The sequence below is a fragment of the Streptomyces sp. NPDC059534 genome (assembly GCF_042743475.1).
Classification (GTDB): domain Bacteria; phylum Actinomycetota; class Actinomycetes; order Streptomycetales; family Streptomycetaceae; genus Streptomyces.
The window spans coordinates 169,619-184,408 of the sequence record NZ_JBHWAQ010000002.1 but is presented as its reverse complement, the minus strand read 5'-3'; the positions used below and the strand labels follow the sequence as shown (position 1 = coordinate 184,408).

Here is a 14,790-nt window from a genome sequence, read left to right as displayed (position 1 = left end):
CTCAGGGCCGTCAGCCCTTGACGGCACCGGCCGACATGCCGGTGACCAGGTGCCGCTGGGCGAAGAGGAACACCAGGGCGGCGGGGACGGCGATCAGGACGGAGGCCGCGGCCATCGGGCCCCACTGCGCCCCGTACTGGTTGACGAACTTCTGCAGTCCGCCGGCGAGCGTCAGGTTCTCGTCGCCGACCATGAAGGCGGAGGCGTAGGCCACCTCGCCCCAGGCGGTGATGAAGGAGTAGAAGGCGGTGACGGCGATGCCCGGCTTGGCGAGCGGCAGGATCAGCCGCCAGAAGGTGCCGAAGGGGGTCAGGCCGTCGACGTATCCCGACTCGTCGATCTCGCGGGGGATGGTGTCGAAGAAGCCCTTCATCATCCACGCGCAGAACGGGACGGCGATCGTCAGGTACGTGACGACCAGGCCGACCGGCTGGTTGAGCAGGCCCATCGACGCCATGATGTTGTAGATCGGCACGATGAGGACGGCGACCGGGAACATCTGGGTGATGAGCAGCGTCCACATCAGTCCGCGCTTGCCGGGGAAGCGGAAGCGGCTCACGGCGTAGCCCGTGGTGGCGGAGACGAAGACACCGATGACGGTGGTGAGACCGGCGACGACCAGCGAGTTGCCGAACCAGGTGAGGAACGGGGTGTCCCTCAGCAGGTTGGTGTAGTTCTCGAGCGTCGTCTCCTTGAAGAAGTCCGTGGTGATCGCGTACTTCGCGGGCTTCAGGGAGGTCAGCAGCACCCACAGCACCGGGAAAACGGCGATCACGGACGCCGTGATCAGCGTGAGGTGCAGCGCGACCGAGGCCAGCGGCGAACGGCGGCCGCGGATCGGGGTGGTGCTCACGGCGTGACGGGCGGGGGTCGTGGTGGTCACCAGACTTCTCCCTGCTTGCGGAGGACTCGCCGGTAGACCGCGGCGAAGAGCATCAGGAGGACCAGGATGAGCACGCCCCAGGTGGACGACTGGGCGAAGTCGCGCGGACTGACCTCGAAGGAGAACTTGTACGCCTGGGTGACGAGGATCTGGGTGGCCTCGCCGGGCCCGCCCCGGGTGAGCAGGAAGATCACCGGGAACATGTTGAAGGTCCAGATGGTGGAGAGCAGGATCACCGTCGTGGACACCGAGCTGAGCCCGGGCATGGTGATGTGCCGGAAGCGCTGCCAGGCGTTGGCGCCGTCCATCTCGGCGGCCTCGTACAGCTCGCCGGGTATGGACTGGAGCCCGCCGAGGAGGGCGACCATCATGAACGGGACGCCGAGCCAGACGTTGGTCGCGATGACCGACAGCTTGGCCCAGGTGGGGTCGTTCAGCCACGGCACCGCGTCGATGCCGCCGCCGGCCAGGACCTTGTTGAGGAGACCGTTGTCCTGGTTGTAGAGGAAGCGCCAGGCGAAGACGGAGACGAAGCCGGGCACCGCCCACGGCAGGATGAGCATCAGCCGGTAGGCGGAGCGGCCGACGATCCTGCGGTTGAGGATGTTGGCGAGGCCGAGGCCGAGGGCGAACGTCAGCGACACACAGGACACTGTCCACACCAGCGTCCAGCCCAGGGTGGAGAGGAACTGGCCGCCCGTCAGGGCGTCGGCGTAGTTGTCCAGGCCGACGAACTCGTAGCTCGACGGGATGTGGTTGACGCCGATGGAGCGCTCGACGTTCCGCTCGTTGGCGTCGGTCAGCGACAGGAAGATGCCGCGGACCAGCGGATAGCCGATGATCACGGCGATCACGACGGTCACCGGGGCGACCATCGCCCAGGCGTACCAGTGGGTGGAGAGGGAGCGCTTCGCCGCGCCCCGGGACTTACCAGTTCCGCGGCTCCGGCCGCGGGCGCTCTCGCCCGCGGCCTTCACCACCGACTGGCTGGGGGTGTCCACAGCCATCAGCCGGCCTGCCTTCCTTCTTCTTCCTGCTACTTCCAGTCCTTCAGGAGCTTGCGGTAGCCGTCACCGGTGGCCTTGGCTCCCGCCTCCGGGGTGGTCTGGCCGGTGAGGACCTTCGTGTACTCGGTGACGAGCGGCGCGAAGAGGCTGCCGGTCTCCGGGATCCAGGGGCGCTCGACGGCCTTGTCGACGACCGGCTTGAAGAAGGTGATCATCTCGTTGGTCGCGACGTCCGGCTTGATGTAGACGGACTGACGGGTCGGGAGGAGGCTGAGCTCCTTCGCGATCGTCGCCTGGGTCTCGGCCGAGGTCATGTACTCGGCGAAGGCGTAGGAGGCGTCGAGGTTCTTCGAACCGGCGTAGACGGCGAGGTTGTGACCGCCCTGCGGGGCGCCCTGGCCGGCGGAGCCGGCCGGGACCGGGGCGATGCCCAGGTTGGCCTTGTCCGTGAACTCCTTGCCGCCGTAGGTGTCGGCGACGGCCCACGGGCCGTTGATCATCATGGCGACCTTGCCGTCCTTGAAGGCCGTCTGCATGTTGTTCCAGCCGTCGGTCGCGTCCGTCTTGGCCGCGCCGGAGTCCACCAGGTCCTTGACGGTCTTGAACGCCTTCACACCGGCGGGGCTGTCGACGGTGATCGACTTCTTGTCGGCGTCGACGAGGTCGCCGCCCTCGCCGTAGAGGAAGGAGAGGAACCAGTAGGCGTCGTCGCCGCGCAGGTAGAGGCCGGTCTTGCCGGTCTTCTGCTTGATCTTGGCGGAGACGGTCTTGAGCTCGTCGATGGTCTTGGGGACCTCGACGCCGGCGTCCTTGAAGATCTTCTTGTTGTAGAAGATGCCCATGGAGTCGATGACCTGCGGGACGGCGTAGGTCTTGCCCTTGTACTGCGTGGAGGCCGACGCCTGCTTGAGGAAGTCGTCGGCGTCCTTGAGGGCGGGGGTGCCGTCGAGGGGGGCGAGGTAGCCGAGGTCCGCGAACTCGGGGGTCCAGGCGACCTCGGAGCGGATGACGTCGGGGGCGCCGGAGCCGGACTGAGCGGCGTTCTTGAACTTGTTCTGCGCGTCACCGAAAGGCACGTTGACGTACTTGACCGTGACCTTGGGGTGCTTCTTCTTGAAGTCCTCGGCGACCTTCTTGAAGACCTTGTCCTCGGAGCCGACCGTGGAGGTGTCCCACCAGGTCACGGTGCCGGAGAGCTCGCCCGAGCCCTTGGCCCCGCCGCCGTTCGAACCGCTGTCACTACCGCACGCCGCCAGGGTCACGCCCAGGGCCGCGATCAGCGCGGTGGCCGCTATGCCACGCCGCATGTGAACTCCTTCAATGATCCCGGGGAGACGAGGGGCTGGAACCTTCCTCATGCGACCGCTCCCTCGCGGCGCTCCGGGTTGCCAGGAACGTAACAGGGATGAAAACGCGCCGAAAGACCTTGCGGAGAATTTCTGCAAGGCCCGGCGATCGTTACATCCACGTGTCCCGAAGGTTGCCTGCAGGCCGCTTGACAGGGGCCGTATCGGGCATCTCGCACACCGAGCGGCCCCATGCGCCCCCTTCGTCGCCCCGAAAGACCCCCGCAAGCACTGCAAGACCTTGCGCAACGGCTCGAACCTTGCGGTCCGGCCCGGGTACGGGTGAACCGGTGGGAAATACGCGCTGTGACCGGTACAGTCCTTTCCCATGACCGCGCGGCTCTCCGACATCGCAGCCCAGGCGGGGGTCAGTGAAGCCACAGTCAGCCGCGTGCTCAACGGAAAGCCGGGTGTGGCAACTGCCACCCGCGAGTCCGTCCTCGCCGCACTCGACGTGCTCGGCTACGAGCGTCCCGTGCGCCTCCGCCAGCGCAGCGCGGGTCTCGTCGGCCTGATCACCCCCGAACTGGACAACCCGATCTTCCCCGCGCTCGCGCAGGTCATCGGGCAGGCCCTCACCCGGCAGGGGTACACGCCGGTCCTCGCCACCCAGACCCCCGGCGGGTCCACCGAGGACGAGCTCACCGACATGCTGGTGGAGCGCGGCGTCGCCGGCATCATCTTCGTCTCCGGGCTGCACGCCGACACCACCGCCGACATGACGCGCTACGACCAGCTGCGCGGCAAGGGCGTCCCGTACGTCCTCCTCAACGGCTTCTCCCCCAAGGTCCAGGCGCCCTTCGTGTCGCCCGACGACCGGGCGGCGATGCGACTCGCGGTGACGCACCTGGCGGCGCTCGGCCACACCCGGATCGGGCTCGCCGTCGGACCGAAGCGGTTCGTGCCGGTGCTGCGCAAGATAGAGGGCTTCCAGAAGGGCATGGAGGAGCGGTTCGGTCTCGGCCTGGAGGAGTCCGAACAGCTGATCCAGCACTCCCTCTACACCCTGGAGGGCGGCCAGGCGGCCGCCGGAGCGCTGATCTCCCGCGGCTGCACCGCGATCGTGTGCGCGAGCGACATGATGGCGCTCGGCGCGATCCGGGCGGCCCGGCAGCAGGGGCTCGACGTGCCGAAGGACGTCTCCGTCGTCGGCTTCGACGACTCTCCGCTCATAGCGTTCACCGACCCGCCGCTGACCACCATCCGCCAGCCCGTGCAGGCGATGGGGCAGGCCGCGGTCCGCGCGCTGCTGGAGGAGGTCGGGGGCACCCCGGCCCCGCACTCCGAGTTCGTCTTCATGCCTGAGCTGGTCGTTCGCGGTTCGACCGCGTCCGCCCCGGCGCCCGCGCGCACTCCTTCCTGAGACGGAGGGGGTGCGCCCCGAACCCGACCGAGGGATGATCGGTCGGGGGGTGGGGATCTGGCAGACTCTCTCCCTATGGGTGAAACGACCGTGAAGAGTTTGGACGACCGGACGACCCCGTCGTCACCCACCGTGGCCGACGGAAGGCTGTCACGCCTGCGCACGCGCACGCCCCGGCGTCCCACGATCTGGTTCGAGATCCTGCTCATCGCGGTGAGCTACTGGACCTACTCCCTCATCCGCAACGCGGTGCCGGAGCAGAAGGCCCAGGCGCTCAAGAACGCGGACTGGATCTGGCGGACCGAGGAGTCCCTCGGACTCGCCTTCGAGCACGCCGTGAACCACGCCGTGAACTCGGTGACCTGGCTGATCGTCTCGATGAACTACTACTACGCCACGCTGCACTTCATCGTGACCATCGGTGTGCTGGTGTGGCTGTACCGGTGGCATCCGGGCCGTTACGCGGCGTTCCGCACGGTCCTGTTCGCCACCACCGGTGTGGCACTGGTCGGTTACTACCTGTATCCGCTCGCGCCGCCCCGGCTCATGAACGGCCAGGACTTCGTCGACACGGTGCTCGTCCACCACACCTGGGGCTCGATGGCCTCGGGCAACCTGAAGCACGTGTCGAACCAGTACGCGGCGATGCCGTCGATGCACATCGGCTGGTCGCTCTGGTGCGGGCTGGCGATCTTCCTGCTGGCCAAGGCGCCCTGGGCGAAGATCCTCGGCCTGCTCTATCCGATGGCCACCCTCGTCGTGATCGTCTCCACCGCCAACCACTTCTGGCTGGACGCGGTCGGCGGCATGATCTGCCTGGCCTTCGGCTTCGCCGTCTCCTACTGCTGGTACGGCTCCCGACCGCACCGGCTGCCCCGGCAGGTGGAGCCCGCCGGGGCCGTCCTGCGGGGCGGTCCGCCCCCGGCGAAGGAGACGGACCGCGAGACCGACGCGGAGCGGCCGGTCAGCTCCGGTACGTGACCCCCGGTACGTGACCCGGACGGTCAGCCCCGGTACGTGACCCGGCCGCCGGCGACGGTGAGCCGGATCGGGGCCTGTGCGGCCTCGTCCGCCGGGACCTCGACCGGGTCCACCGCGAAGGCGGTGAGATCGGCCCGGAAGCCGGGGGCGACGCGGCCGGCGAACCGCTCCTCCCCCGCGGCGAGCGCCGCGTGCGTGGTCATCCCCTCCAGCGCCATCAGGCCGGTCAGACCGAGGCGGGCCGAGGCCGCGCCGCGCGGGGCGCGGGCGGTGGCGAGGACCTGCCGGGCGTCGTGGTGCGCGATGGGCCAGTCCGAGCCGAGCGCGAGACGCGCGCCGGCGTCCCGCAGGTCACGGCAGCGCCAGGCACGGGCCGCCCGCTCCTCGCCGAGCCGCCGGGACCACTCGTCGGTGTGGTCGGCGCGGGTGTACGCGGTGTGCGGGGGCTGCATGGAGGCGACGACCCCGAGCGCGGCGAAGCGGCCGAGCTGGTCGTCGGGGACGGTCTCGATGTGCTCGATCCGGTGGCGGGGACCGCCCGTACCGAGTCCTTCGACGGTGTCGAGGACGTGGCGCACGGCGGCGTCGCCGATGGCGTGGGTGGCGGTGCCGACGCCGGCGCGGTGGAGGTGACCCACGGCGGCGGAGTACGTCCGCGGGTCCGGCCAGAAGGCGTCGGTGCCCTGTCCGTGGCAGTCGGCGTGCTCCAGCCAGGCGGTGCCGCCCTCGACCGTGCCGTCCATGAAGAACTTCACGCCGCCGACGCGCCACAGACGGCCGGCCCGCGACTGGAGCCGTACGAGGGCGTCCAGCTCCTCTGCGGTCGCCCCGGGCATGCACCACGGGGCCAGCCGGAGGCGCAGTGGCAGGTCGCCGTCCTCCTCCAGGGCGGTCAGCAGGCCGGGTACGTCGTGTCCGCCGAGGTCCATGACGTGGGCGGCGGTGAGGCCGGTGGCGGCCATGGAGTCGAGCAGTCCGACGAGCCGGGCCCGGCGCTCCGCGTAGGACTGCGCGGGCAGGACCGGGGTCATCAGGTCCATGGCGGCGTGCTCGACGAGGTGTCCGGTGGGACGGCCGTCGGGGCCGCAGACGATCTCGGAGTGCTGGGCGAAGGCGCGGGGGCCCTCGATGCCGGCGGCCTTGAGGGCGTTCGCGCTGGCGAGGACGGAGTGGCCGTCGTAGAGGCGCAGGTGGGCGGGGGCGCCGTCGAGGACGTCGTCGACGAGTTCGTGGTGGACGGGGCGGCCGCCGAAGGCGTTGTGGTCGAGGCCGAAGCCGAGGACCCAGCCGTCGTGGCGTTCGGCGGCGCGCAGGGCGGCGCGCAGTCCTTCGAGGTCGGTGACGCCGGAGAGGTCGGTGCCGGTGAACATCTCCAGGCCCCAGACGGGGTGGCTGTGGGCGTCGGTGAGGCCGGGGGTGAGGGTGGCTCCGGCCAGGTCGACGGTCTCGGTGCCGGGTCCGGCCCAGGTGCGGGCCTCGCTGTCGGTGCCGAGGGCGGTGATCACTCCGCCATGGACGGCGAGGGCGGTGTGGCCGGTGAGCTCGGGGTCGCGGACGCGGGCGTTGACGAGGACGAGGTCGGGTGCGGGCACGAGGGGTCGGCTCCTTCGGTGACGGGTTCGGCGGCGAAGCGGGCGTAGATCTCGGGGCGGCTGCGGCGCAGCCGGTACGCGAGGACCAGGCCCAGGAGGAAGACGGCGGGGACGAGGGAGACGAGCAGGGTGTTGACCGTGGTCGAGGCCCCGGTGAAGAGCTCGACGTGGGCGGTGACCAGGCCGATCGCCCCGGCGAGCAGGACGAACGCGGCGACGGGGGCGACGACGGTGCGCAGCGCGCCCTCCCGGTGGTCGATGCGCCGGAAGAAGCAGGGCACGGCGAGCGCGGCCAGCAGCTGGAGGACCATCAGTCCGATCATGCCGGGGGTGTTCACCCAGAGCAGGAGCTGCTGGTACGGGTCGGCCCCGGCGAGCGCGAAGGCGAGGACGACGACGGCCCCGAGGGCGGTCTGGACGGCTCCCGCGACGTACGGGGAGCGGTGGCGGGGGTGGATCCGGCCGAGCGCCTTCGGCAGCACGCCCTCCTCGGAGAGGGAGAGGGTGTAGCGGTTGATGGCGTTGTGGAAGGCGAGGAGGGAGGCCAGGACGCTGGTGATGATGAGCAGGTGCATCAGGTCGGCGGCCCAGGCTCCGACGTAGGTGGTGATGGCGGCGAAGAAGAGGCCGCCGGGGTCGTCGGCGGCGGCCTGGACGACCTTGTCCTCGCCGAACGCCTGGATCACGGTCCAGACGACGAAGGCGTAGAAGAGGCCGAGGAAGGCGACCGCGATGTAGGTGGCGCGGGGGATGGTGCGCTCGGGGTTCCTGGCTTCGCGCCGGTAGATGACGGTGGACTCGAAGCCGGTGAAGGCGGCGAAGGCGCAGGCCAGGACGGCGGCGGTGCCGCCGGTGAGGACGTGCGCGGGGGCGAGGCCGGCGAGGGAGAGTCCGTGGGCGCCGCCGTCGATCAGGACGCCGCCGGCGAGGAGGACGAGGATGCCGGTCTCGGCGACGAGGAGGACGCCGAGGAGCTTGGCGCCGAAGTCGATCGAGCGGTGGCCGCCGTACCAGATGAGCAGGAGGCCGGCGAGGGAGACGGGCAGCCAGGGGACGTCGTGGCCGAGGGCGGCCGCGGTGTCCGAGGTGGCGGAGCCGAGGAGTCCGTAGACGCCGATCTCCATGCCGTTGTAGCCGAGCATGGCGACGAGGGCCGCGGCGATGCCGATGGGGGCGCCGAGGCCGCGGGTGATGTACGCGTAGAAGGCGCCGGCGCTGCGGACGTGGCGGCTCATGGTGGTGAAGCCGACGGCGAAGACGGTGAGGGTGAGGCCGGCGAGGAGGTAGCCGACCGGGGCGCCGATGCCGCCGAGCAGGATCGCGACGGGGGCGACGCCGGCCATGACGGTGAGCGGGGCGGCGGCGGAGACGACGAAGAAGGAGATGTCGGCGGTGGTGAGGGTGCCGGTTCTCAGCCCCGGGGGCTCGTCGGGGGTGGGTGTGGACATGGCGGGGGAAGCCTTTCCGCGACAGGAAACCTAAAGGCTTTCGGTTTGCGCAATGTAGCCTCGCGTTCGACGATTCGGGAAGACCTGAACAGGGAGTGACGCTTCATGGGCCGGCCGCGCAGACCCCTCCTCGACCGGGAGCGCATCGCCACCACGGCGCTCGACATCGTCGACGAGCAGGGCGAGTTCAGCGTCCCGCAGATCGCGAAGCGCCTCGGCGTGCAGACCGCCTCCGTCTACCACCACGTGGACGGCCGGGACGGGATCGTGGAACTGCTGCGCGAGCGGGTGGCCGCCGGGATCGACGGCGCCACCCTCGACGCGGAACCCTGGGACGCCGCCCTCACCGCCTGGGCCCGGTCCTACCGGGCCGCCTTCGCCGCCCACCCGCGGGCGATCCCGCTGCTCACCACCTCGCCGGTCCGCGCCCCGAAGGTCCTCCTGCAGTACGAGAAGGCCGTCCGCCGCCTGCTCGACGCGGGCTTCGCGCTGCCGGACGTCATGCCCGTCATCATCGCCCTGGAGAACCTCGTCCTCGGCTCGGCCCTCGACCTGGCCGCCCCCGAGGCGATGTGGGAACTCCCCGACGAGACGGCCACCCCCCTCCTCGCCCGCGCCCTCGGAGCGGTCCCCGAGGGCCGCGCGGACCAGGCTTTCGAGCTGGCGCTCACGGCATACCTGGGGCACGTCCGGACCCTGCTCGACACCGAGTAGGAGACCGCCCGGAGGCGTCGGGGCGCGGGGGCGTGCGCGTGCCCGGCCCGACCGGCGGGCCTATCCTGGGGCTGTACGACCTTGGGCTCCCCACGGCTCCGGCGGCACCCGCACGCGCTCCTCACCCCGAGCGGGAGGCACAGGATGCGATTCCACCGGAAATGGGCCGTCACCCTGACGTCCGCGGCTCTCCTGACGCTCGGCACCTCCACCGCGACCGCCGCACCGGCCGTTCCCGGCCCCGGAGTTCTCGTCGCGGGGTACGCGCCCGCCGAGACCGCACAGGACGTGCAGGAACAGCAGTTCCTGGAGCGGAACGAGGTGCTCGAAGGCGCCGCCGCCCATGCGAACGCCCTCATCGGACTTCCGCGGGACGTGCCGGTGACGGCCCTGAGCTGCGGCGAGGTCAACGCCTTCTGGGATCCCGAGAGTCAGGGCATCGGCTTCTGCTACGACCTCGTCGGGTACTACCGGGGCGTCTTCGAGGAGCTGAACACCACCGGCACCCAGGCCCAGCGGAACCGGGCCACCGAGGACGACCTCATCGGCATCTCCAACAGCGTCGTCTTCCACGAGCTCGCGCACGGCCTGATCGACGTCTACGACCTGCCGACCACCGGCCGGGAGGAGGACGCGGCCGACCAGCTCGCCACCCTCCTCCTCGCGGGCGACTCCGTGCACCAGGAGTACGCGGTGAGCGCCATCGAGGCATGGGGCGCCCTGGCCGACGCCGAGGCGCAGGGCGACGTCAGCGCGCGGCTCCCCGACGAGCACTCCCTCGACGCCCAGCGGTACTACAACGCCATCTGCTGGCTGTACGGCTCCGACCCGGCCACCTTCCAGGGCGCCGTGCAGACCGAGGCCAACCCCGGCGGGCCCCTGCCCGAGAGCCGGGCCGCCCAGTGCCCCGAGGAGTTCCGGAAGATCGACCAGGCGTGGAGCACCCTGCTCCAGCCCTACCTGAAGGGCTGACGCGGAGGCCCGTCACGCCCCGTAGAACAGCTCCTCCACGACGGCCCTGGCCCGGCGGGTGATGCGCCGGTAGTCGTCGACCATCTCGCCGACGTGACCCGGGACGTACCCCAAGTAGCGCCCGACCGCGGCGAGTTCGCGCGGGTCGGAGGGGAAGGTGTCGCCGGGCCGGCCGCGGACCAGCATGACCGCGTTGCGGACGCGGGTGGCGAGCACCCACGCCTCGTCCAGGGTCTGCGCCTCCTCCGTCGGGATCAGACCGGCCGCGTGCGCGGCCGCGAGCGCCTCGCGGGTGCGGGGCGTCCGCAGCCCCGGCTCCGCCCAGCCGTGCCGCATCTGGAGCAGCTGGACCGTCCACTCGACGTCGCTGAGGCCGCCGCGGCCCAGCTTGGCGTGGAGCGTCGGGTCGGCGCCGCGCGGCAGCCGCTCGGACTCCATGCGGGCCTTGAGCCGACGGATCTCGCGGACCGCGTCCTCGCCGAGACCCTCCGCCGGATAGCGCAGCGGGTCGACGAGTTCGATGAACTGCTCCGCCAGGTCCAGGTCGCCCGCCATGGGTTCGGCGCGCAGCAGGGCCTGGCTCTCCCAGACGAGGGACCAGCGGCGGTAGTACGCCTCGTACGACTTCAGGGTGCGGACCAGGGGGCCGCTCTTGCCCTCCGGCCTGAGGTCCGGGTCGATCAGCAACGGCGGGTCGGCGGTGGGCAGTTGGAGCAGCCGTCGCATCTCGGCGACCACCCGGTTCGCGGCCTTGGCCGCCTCCTGTTCGTCGACGCCCTCGCGCGGCTCGTGCACGAACAGGACGTCGGCGTCGGAGCCGTACCCCAGCTCGTGACCGCCGAAGCGGCCCATGCCGATGACCGCGAACCGGGTCGGCAGCGTGTCGCCCCACTCGGCGCGCACGGCGGCCCGCAGGGCGCCGGCGATGGTCGCCGCGTTGAGGTCGGTGACGGCCTCCCCCACCCGGTCGACCAGGGCGCCCGGGTCGGGTTCGCGGGGGTTGTCCTCGGTGCCGTACGAGCCGATGAGGTCGGCCGCCGCCGTACGGAACAGCTCCCTGCGGCGCACCCCGCGGACCGCCGCGACCGCCTGCTCGGCGTCGTCCGCGCGGCCCACCGCCGCCAGGACCTCCTGCTCCAGGTGGTCCCGGCCGCGCGGCTTCAGCCCCTCCGGGTCACCGAGGAGCGCGACCGCCTCGGGGGCACGGAGCAGCAGGTCGGGGGCGAGGCGCCCGGCGGAGAGCACGCGGGCGAGGTTCTCCGCGGCGGCCCCCTCGTCGCGGAGCAGCCGGAGGTACCAGGGGGTCTTGCCGAGGGCGTCCGAGACCTTGCGGAAGCCGAGCAGACCGGCGTCCGGGTCGGCCGAGTCGGCGAACCAGCCGAGCAGCACCGGGAGCAGCGTCCGCTGGATCGCGGCCTTGCGGCTCACCCCGGAGGCCAGCGCCTCCAGGTGACGAAGGGCGGCGGCGGGGTCCTGGTAGCCGAGCGCTTCGAGGCGCTGTCCGGCCGCCTTGGGGCTGAGCCGGATCTCGCCGGGGGCGAGCTGGGCGACCGCGTCGAGCAGCGGCCGGTAGAAGAGCTTCTCGTGCAGCCGGCGGACCACGGCCGCGTGCCGCTTCCACTCCTTGTTCAGCTCGGCGACCGGGTCGGTGCGCAGGCCGAGCGAGCGGCCGAGGCGGCGCAGGTCGGCCTCGTCCTCGGGGACGAGGTGGGTGCGGCGCAGCCGGTAGAGCTGGATGCGGTGCTCCATGGCGCGCAGGAAGCGGTACGCCTCGTCGAGCTGGGCCGCGTCGGCCCGGCCGACGTAGCCGCCGGCGGCGAGCGCGGTCAGCGCGTCGAGGGTGGTGCCGCTGTGCAGTCCGGCGTCGCTGCGGCCGTGCACCAGCTGGAGGAGCTGGACGGCGAACTCGACGTCCCGCAGACCGCCGGGGCCGAGCTTGAGTTCGCGGTCGATCTGGGCGGCGGGGATGTTGTCGACGACCCGGCGGCGCATCTTCTGCACGTCGGGGACGAAGTTCTCGCGCTCGGCGGCCTGCCAGACGAGCGGCGAGACGGCGTCGATGTACTGGGCGCCGAGCTCCGGGTCGCCCGCCACCGCCCGGGCCTTCAGGAGGGCCTGGAACTCCCAGGTCTTCGCCCAGCGCTGGTAGTAGGCGAGGTGGGAGGAGAGGGTGCGGACGAGGGGGCCGTTGCGGCCCTCGGGGCGGAGGTTGGCGTCGACCGGCCAGATGGTGCCCTCGACCGTGCTCTCCGAGCAGATCCGCATCAGGTGGGAGGCGAGCCGGGTCGCGGCCTGGATCGCCTTGCCCTCGTCGGCGCCCTCCACGGGCTCGCCGACGAAGATCACGTCCACGTCGGAGACGTAGTTGAGTTCGTGGCCGCCGCACTTGCCCATCGCGATCACGGCGAGCCGGCACTGGGCGGCGTCGGCGGGCGCGGCGGTCCGGGCGATGGCGAGCGCGGCCCGCAGGGTCGCCGTCGCCAGGTCGGCCAGCTCGGCGGCGGCCTGGGCGACATCGGTGGTGCCGCACACGTCACGGGCCGCTATGGCGAGCAGGCAGCGGCGGTAGGCGACCCGCAGCGACACCGCGTCGCCGGCCTCGGCCAGACCCTGCTCGAACTCGGCGACGCCCGGGTGCAGGTCGGCCGCCTCGTACGTGACGAGGGACTCCCAGTCGCGGGGGTGCTTGGCCAGGTGGTCGGCGAGCGCCTCGGAGGCGCCGAGGACGCCGAGGAGGCGGTCCCGGAACGGCTTGGCCGAGAGCAGCGTGGCCGTGAAGGTCTGCCGCTCGGTCTCGGGCTGCGCCTCGGCCAGCCGGACCAGGCCGCGCAGGGCGAGGTCCGGGTCGGCGGTGGCGCCCAGGGCGTCGAGGAGGACGGAGTCGTCGCGCAGTGCGGACAGCTCGGGCGCGGCGAGGAGCTCCTCGGCTCCCGAGGGGTCGGTGAACCCGTGCCGCAGCAGACGTGAGAACGTACTGCTCCTGCGTCCCGGCACCGTCATTCCGCCGCTCCTTCCGAGCAGGTCAGCCCCAAGGACCGAGCCTATCCGGCGCGGGGGCCCCGGGCGTGCCCGACCGCCGGTCACATCGCGCCGGAGTCCGGCCGATCCGGCGCGTACGTGGCGCATCCCACGGCGCCCGGCGCGTGAGATCGCGCACAAAGATCTCTTTCGGGGCGAATGAACCGTAAATCTAGAAGGTCCGTCTTGTTGCACGCGGGACCTTCCCGCCCTCGACACGGGACCCGCTCGCCTTCGACGCGGGACCCTCCCGCCGTCGATACGGAACCCGCTCGCCCTCGATACGGGACCCGCTCGCCCTCGATACGGGACCCTCCCGCCGTCGAGGTGGGCGGGACCCCCGTCCCGTCCGTCAGTGAAAGCGCCGCCGCACATGCCTGTCCGTCCCCGCCGCCGCCCCTCCCGCCGAAGAATCGTTTCTTCCGCCGTCGCGACCGTCCTGGTCGGCGGCACCTTCGCCGGACTCCTCTCGGTGACGGCGGCCAAGCCGGCGGAACCTGCCGTGCCGCCGCCCGGCCACGAGGCCAAGGCGCCCGCCACGCCGGTGCGGACCCCCCACTCCGCCACCTCCGTGGTGCAGATCGTGGCCCACCCGGACGACGACCTGTTCTTCATGAACCCGGACATCTCCCAGTCCCTGCGCTCCGGCAGCCCCCTGGCCTCCGTCTACCTCACCGCCGGCGAATCGGACGGCGTCAACGCCCGCCCGCGCGACGCCGCCGACGCCGCGCCCGACAAGGCCGGCTACGCCGAAGCCCGGCAGAACGGCATACGCGCCGCCTACGCCGAGATGGCCACCGGCAGCCGGACCGCCACCTGGGACCGGGTCGCGATACCCACGGCCGGCGGCGCGACGGCCGAGCTGGACACCCTGCGCGCGAAGCCCCAGGTCAAGCTGGTGTGGCTACAGCTGCGCGAGGCCGGCTCGATCAGCGACGACCGGCCCGAGAGCCTCAACGGCCTCTGGCACGGCCGAATCGACGCACTCGCCTCCCAGCGGGCCGCCGGCACCCCCGTCACGGCCGACTTCACGTACACCAAGGACCAGGTCGTCGCGACCGTCACCGGGCTCCTGGAGCGCTTCCGGCCGACCTTCGTCCGCATGCAGGACCCGACCCCCGGCACCTGGCCGGGGACACCGGGCAAGCTCCGCGACCATCAGGACCACCTGTACGGGGCGCGGTTCGTCCAGGCCGCACTGGACCGGTACGCCGACACCCCCGGGCACCCGCACGTCGGCGTGCAGAACTACCTGGGCTACCCGACCAGCACCCTGCCGCACACCCTCGACCCCGAGACGGCGGGCGCGAAGCTGCGGACCCTGAAGACGTACGCCTGGATGGACGGGATCAACGACTGCGGGACCACCGCCGGGGGGGGGGGGCCGGCGGGGGGCCCCGGGCGGGGGCGCCCCCGCCCCACCTACTCCAACGCGAACATCAAGAACGATCGCTGAACAGGAGAAA

General features: G+C 71.6%; 11 protein-coding genes. 5 read left to right on the top strand and 6 right to left on the bottom strand.

Annotated elements, in window-relative coordinates; genetic code table 11:
• Window positions 1-10: 10 nt before the first annotated feature.
• Genes ACFVZH_RS03160 through ACFVZH_RS03150 form a run of 3 tightly spaced genes read right to left on the bottom strand, consistent with a single transcriptional unit; the run spans window position 11 to window position 3,197 of the window.
• Window positions 11-883, bottom strand: coding sequence for a sugar ABC transporter permease (locus ACFVZH_RS03160; protein WP_384892312.1), 873 nt, complete (start codon window positions 881-883; stop codon window positions 11-13).
• Window positions 880-1,890: a carbohydrate ABC transporter permease gene (locus ACFVZH_RS03155; RefSeq protein WP_384892309.1), complete on the bottom strand. Its 1,011-nt coding sequence runs from the start codon at window positions 1,888-1,890 to the stop codon at window positions 880-882. Before ACFVZH_RS03155 ends, ACFVZH_RS03160 begins: the two co-directional genes overlap by 4 nt.
• Window positions 1,891-1,919: 29 nt before the next feature.
• Complete coding sequence (locus ACFVZH_RS03150) at window positions 1,920-3,197, bottom strand: extracellular solute-binding protein (protein WP_384892306.1); 1,278 nt, start codon at window positions 3,195-3,197, stop codon at window positions 1,920-1,922.
• A 367-nt stretch (window positions 3,198-3,564) separates the two neighbouring features.
• On the opposite strand from ACFVZH_RS03150, the gene ACFVZH_RS03145 reads away from it, so the two are divergent.
• Window positions 3,565-4,599 carry a LacI family DNA-binding transcriptional regulator gene (locus tag ACFVZH_RS03145; protein ID WP_384892303.1) on the top strand — a complete coding sequence of 345 codons (1,035 nt, stop codon included), beginning with the start codon at window positions 3,565-3,567 and terminating at the stop codon, window positions 4,597-4,599.
• A gap of 75 nt (window positions 4,600-4,674) precedes the next feature.
• Window positions 4,675-5,580 carry a phosphatase PAP2 family protein gene (locus ACFVZH_RS03140; RefSeq protein WP_384892300.1) on the top strand — a complete coding sequence of 302 codons (906 nt, stop codon included), beginning with the start codon at window positions 4,675-4,677 and terminating at the stop codon, window positions 5,578-5,580.
• A gap of 23 nt (window positions 5,581-5,603) precedes the next feature.
• On the opposite strand, the gene ACFVZH_RS03135 is transcribed toward ACFVZH_RS03140, so the two are convergent.
• The gene (locus ACFVZH_RS03135) at window positions 5,604-7,172 is read right to left on the bottom strand and encodes an amidohydrolase (protein ID WP_384892297.1); all 1,569 of its coding nucleotides are present in this window, start codon (window positions 7,170-7,172) and stop codon (window positions 5,604-5,606) included.
• A complete protein-coding gene (locus ACFVZH_RS03130; RefSeq protein ID WP_384892294.1) occupies window positions 7,082-8,620 on the bottom strand; it encodes an APC family permease in 1,539 nt (512 codons plus the stop codon). Before ACFVZH_RS03130 ends, ACFVZH_RS03135 begins: the two co-directional genes overlap by 91 nt.
• 105 nt (window positions 8,621-8,725) lie before the next feature.
• Between ACFVZH_RS03130 and ACFVZH_RS03125 the strand changes: the two genes are divergently transcribed.
• Together ACFVZH_RS03125 and ACFVZH_RS03120 are read left to right on the top strand one after the other, a co-directional pair.
• Window positions 8,726-9,334 (top strand): TetR/AcrR family transcriptional regulator C-terminal domain-containing protein, encoded by a 609-nt coding sequence (locus tag ACFVZH_RS03125; RefSeq protein ID WP_384892291.1) that lies wholly within the window; start codon window positions 8,726-8,728, stop codon window positions 9,332-9,334.
• 144 nt (window positions 9,335-9,478) lie between these two features.
• On the top strand, window positions 9,479-10,306 hold the full coding sequence (locus ACFVZH_RS03120) for a DUF4344 domain-containing metallopeptidase (protein ID WP_384892288.1): 828 nt from the start codon (window positions 9,479-9,481) through the stop codon (window positions 10,304-10,306).
• A gap of 12 nt (window positions 10,307-10,318) precedes the next feature.
• Here the strand turns inward: ACFVZH_RS03120 and ACFVZH_RS03115 are convergent, their stop codons facing one another.
• On the bottom strand, window positions 10,319-13,306 hold the full coding sequence (locus ACFVZH_RS03115) for a bifunctional [glutamine synthetase] adenylyltransferase/[glutamine synthetase]-adenylyl-L-tyrosine phosphorylase (RefSeq protein ID WP_384892285.1): 2,988 nt from the start codon (window positions 13,304-13,306) through the stop codon (window positions 10,319-10,321).
• 391 nt (window positions 13,307-13,697) lie between these two features.
• Here ACFVZH_RS03115 and ACFVZH_RS03110 point away from each other — a divergent pair, with 391 nt between their 5' ends.
• Window positions 13,698-14,780, top strand: coding sequence for a PIG-L family deacetylase (locus tag ACFVZH_RS03110; protein WP_384892282.1), 1,083 nt, complete (start codon window positions 13,698-13,700; stop codon window positions 14,778-14,780).
• The last annotated feature ends 10 nt before the right edge of the window (window positions 14,781-14,790 follow it).

What these genes read in the sequence shown, in the direction of transcription:
- ACFVZH_RS03155 (WP_384892309.1), bottom strand. Translation starts at nt 1,890, where the DNA reads ATGGCTGTGGACACCCCCAGCCAGTCGGTGGTGAAGGCCGCGGGCGAG.
- ACFVZH_RS03150 (WP_384892306.1), bottom strand. Translation starts at nt 3,197, where the DNA reads ATGCGGCGTGGCATAGCGGCCACCGCGCTGATCGCGGCCCTGGGCGTG.
- ACFVZH_RS03145 (WP_384892303.1), top strand. Translation starts at nt 3,565, where the DNA reads ATGACCGCGCGGCTCTCCGACATCGCAGCCCAGGCGGGGGTCAGTGAA.
- ACFVZH_RS03140 (WP_384892300.1), top strand. Translation starts at nt 4,675, where the DNA reads ATGGGTGAAACGACCGTGAAGAGTTTGGACGACCGGACGACCCCGTCG.
- ACFVZH_RS03130 (WP_384892294.1), bottom strand. Translation starts at nt 8,620, where the DNA reads ATGTCCACACCCACCCCCGACGAGCCCCCGGGGCTGAGAACCGGCACC.
- ACFVZH_RS03125 (WP_384892291.1), top strand. Translation starts at nt 8,726, where the DNA reads ATGGGCCGGCCGCGCAGACCCCTCCTCGACCGGGAGCGCATCGCCACC.
- ACFVZH_RS03120 (WP_384892288.1), top strand. Translation starts at nt 9,479, where the DNA reads ATGCGATTCCACCGGAAATGGGCCGTCACCCTGACGTCCGCGGCTCTC.
- ACFVZH_RS03115 (WP_384892285.1), bottom strand. Translation starts at nt 13,306, where the DNA reads ATGACGGTGCCGGGACGCAGGAGCAGTACGTTCTCACGTCTGCTGCGG.
- ACFVZH_RS03110 (WP_384892282.1), top strand. Translation starts at nt 13,698, where the DNA reads ATGCCTGTCCGTCCCCGCCGCCGCCCCTCCCGCCGAAGAATCGTTTCT.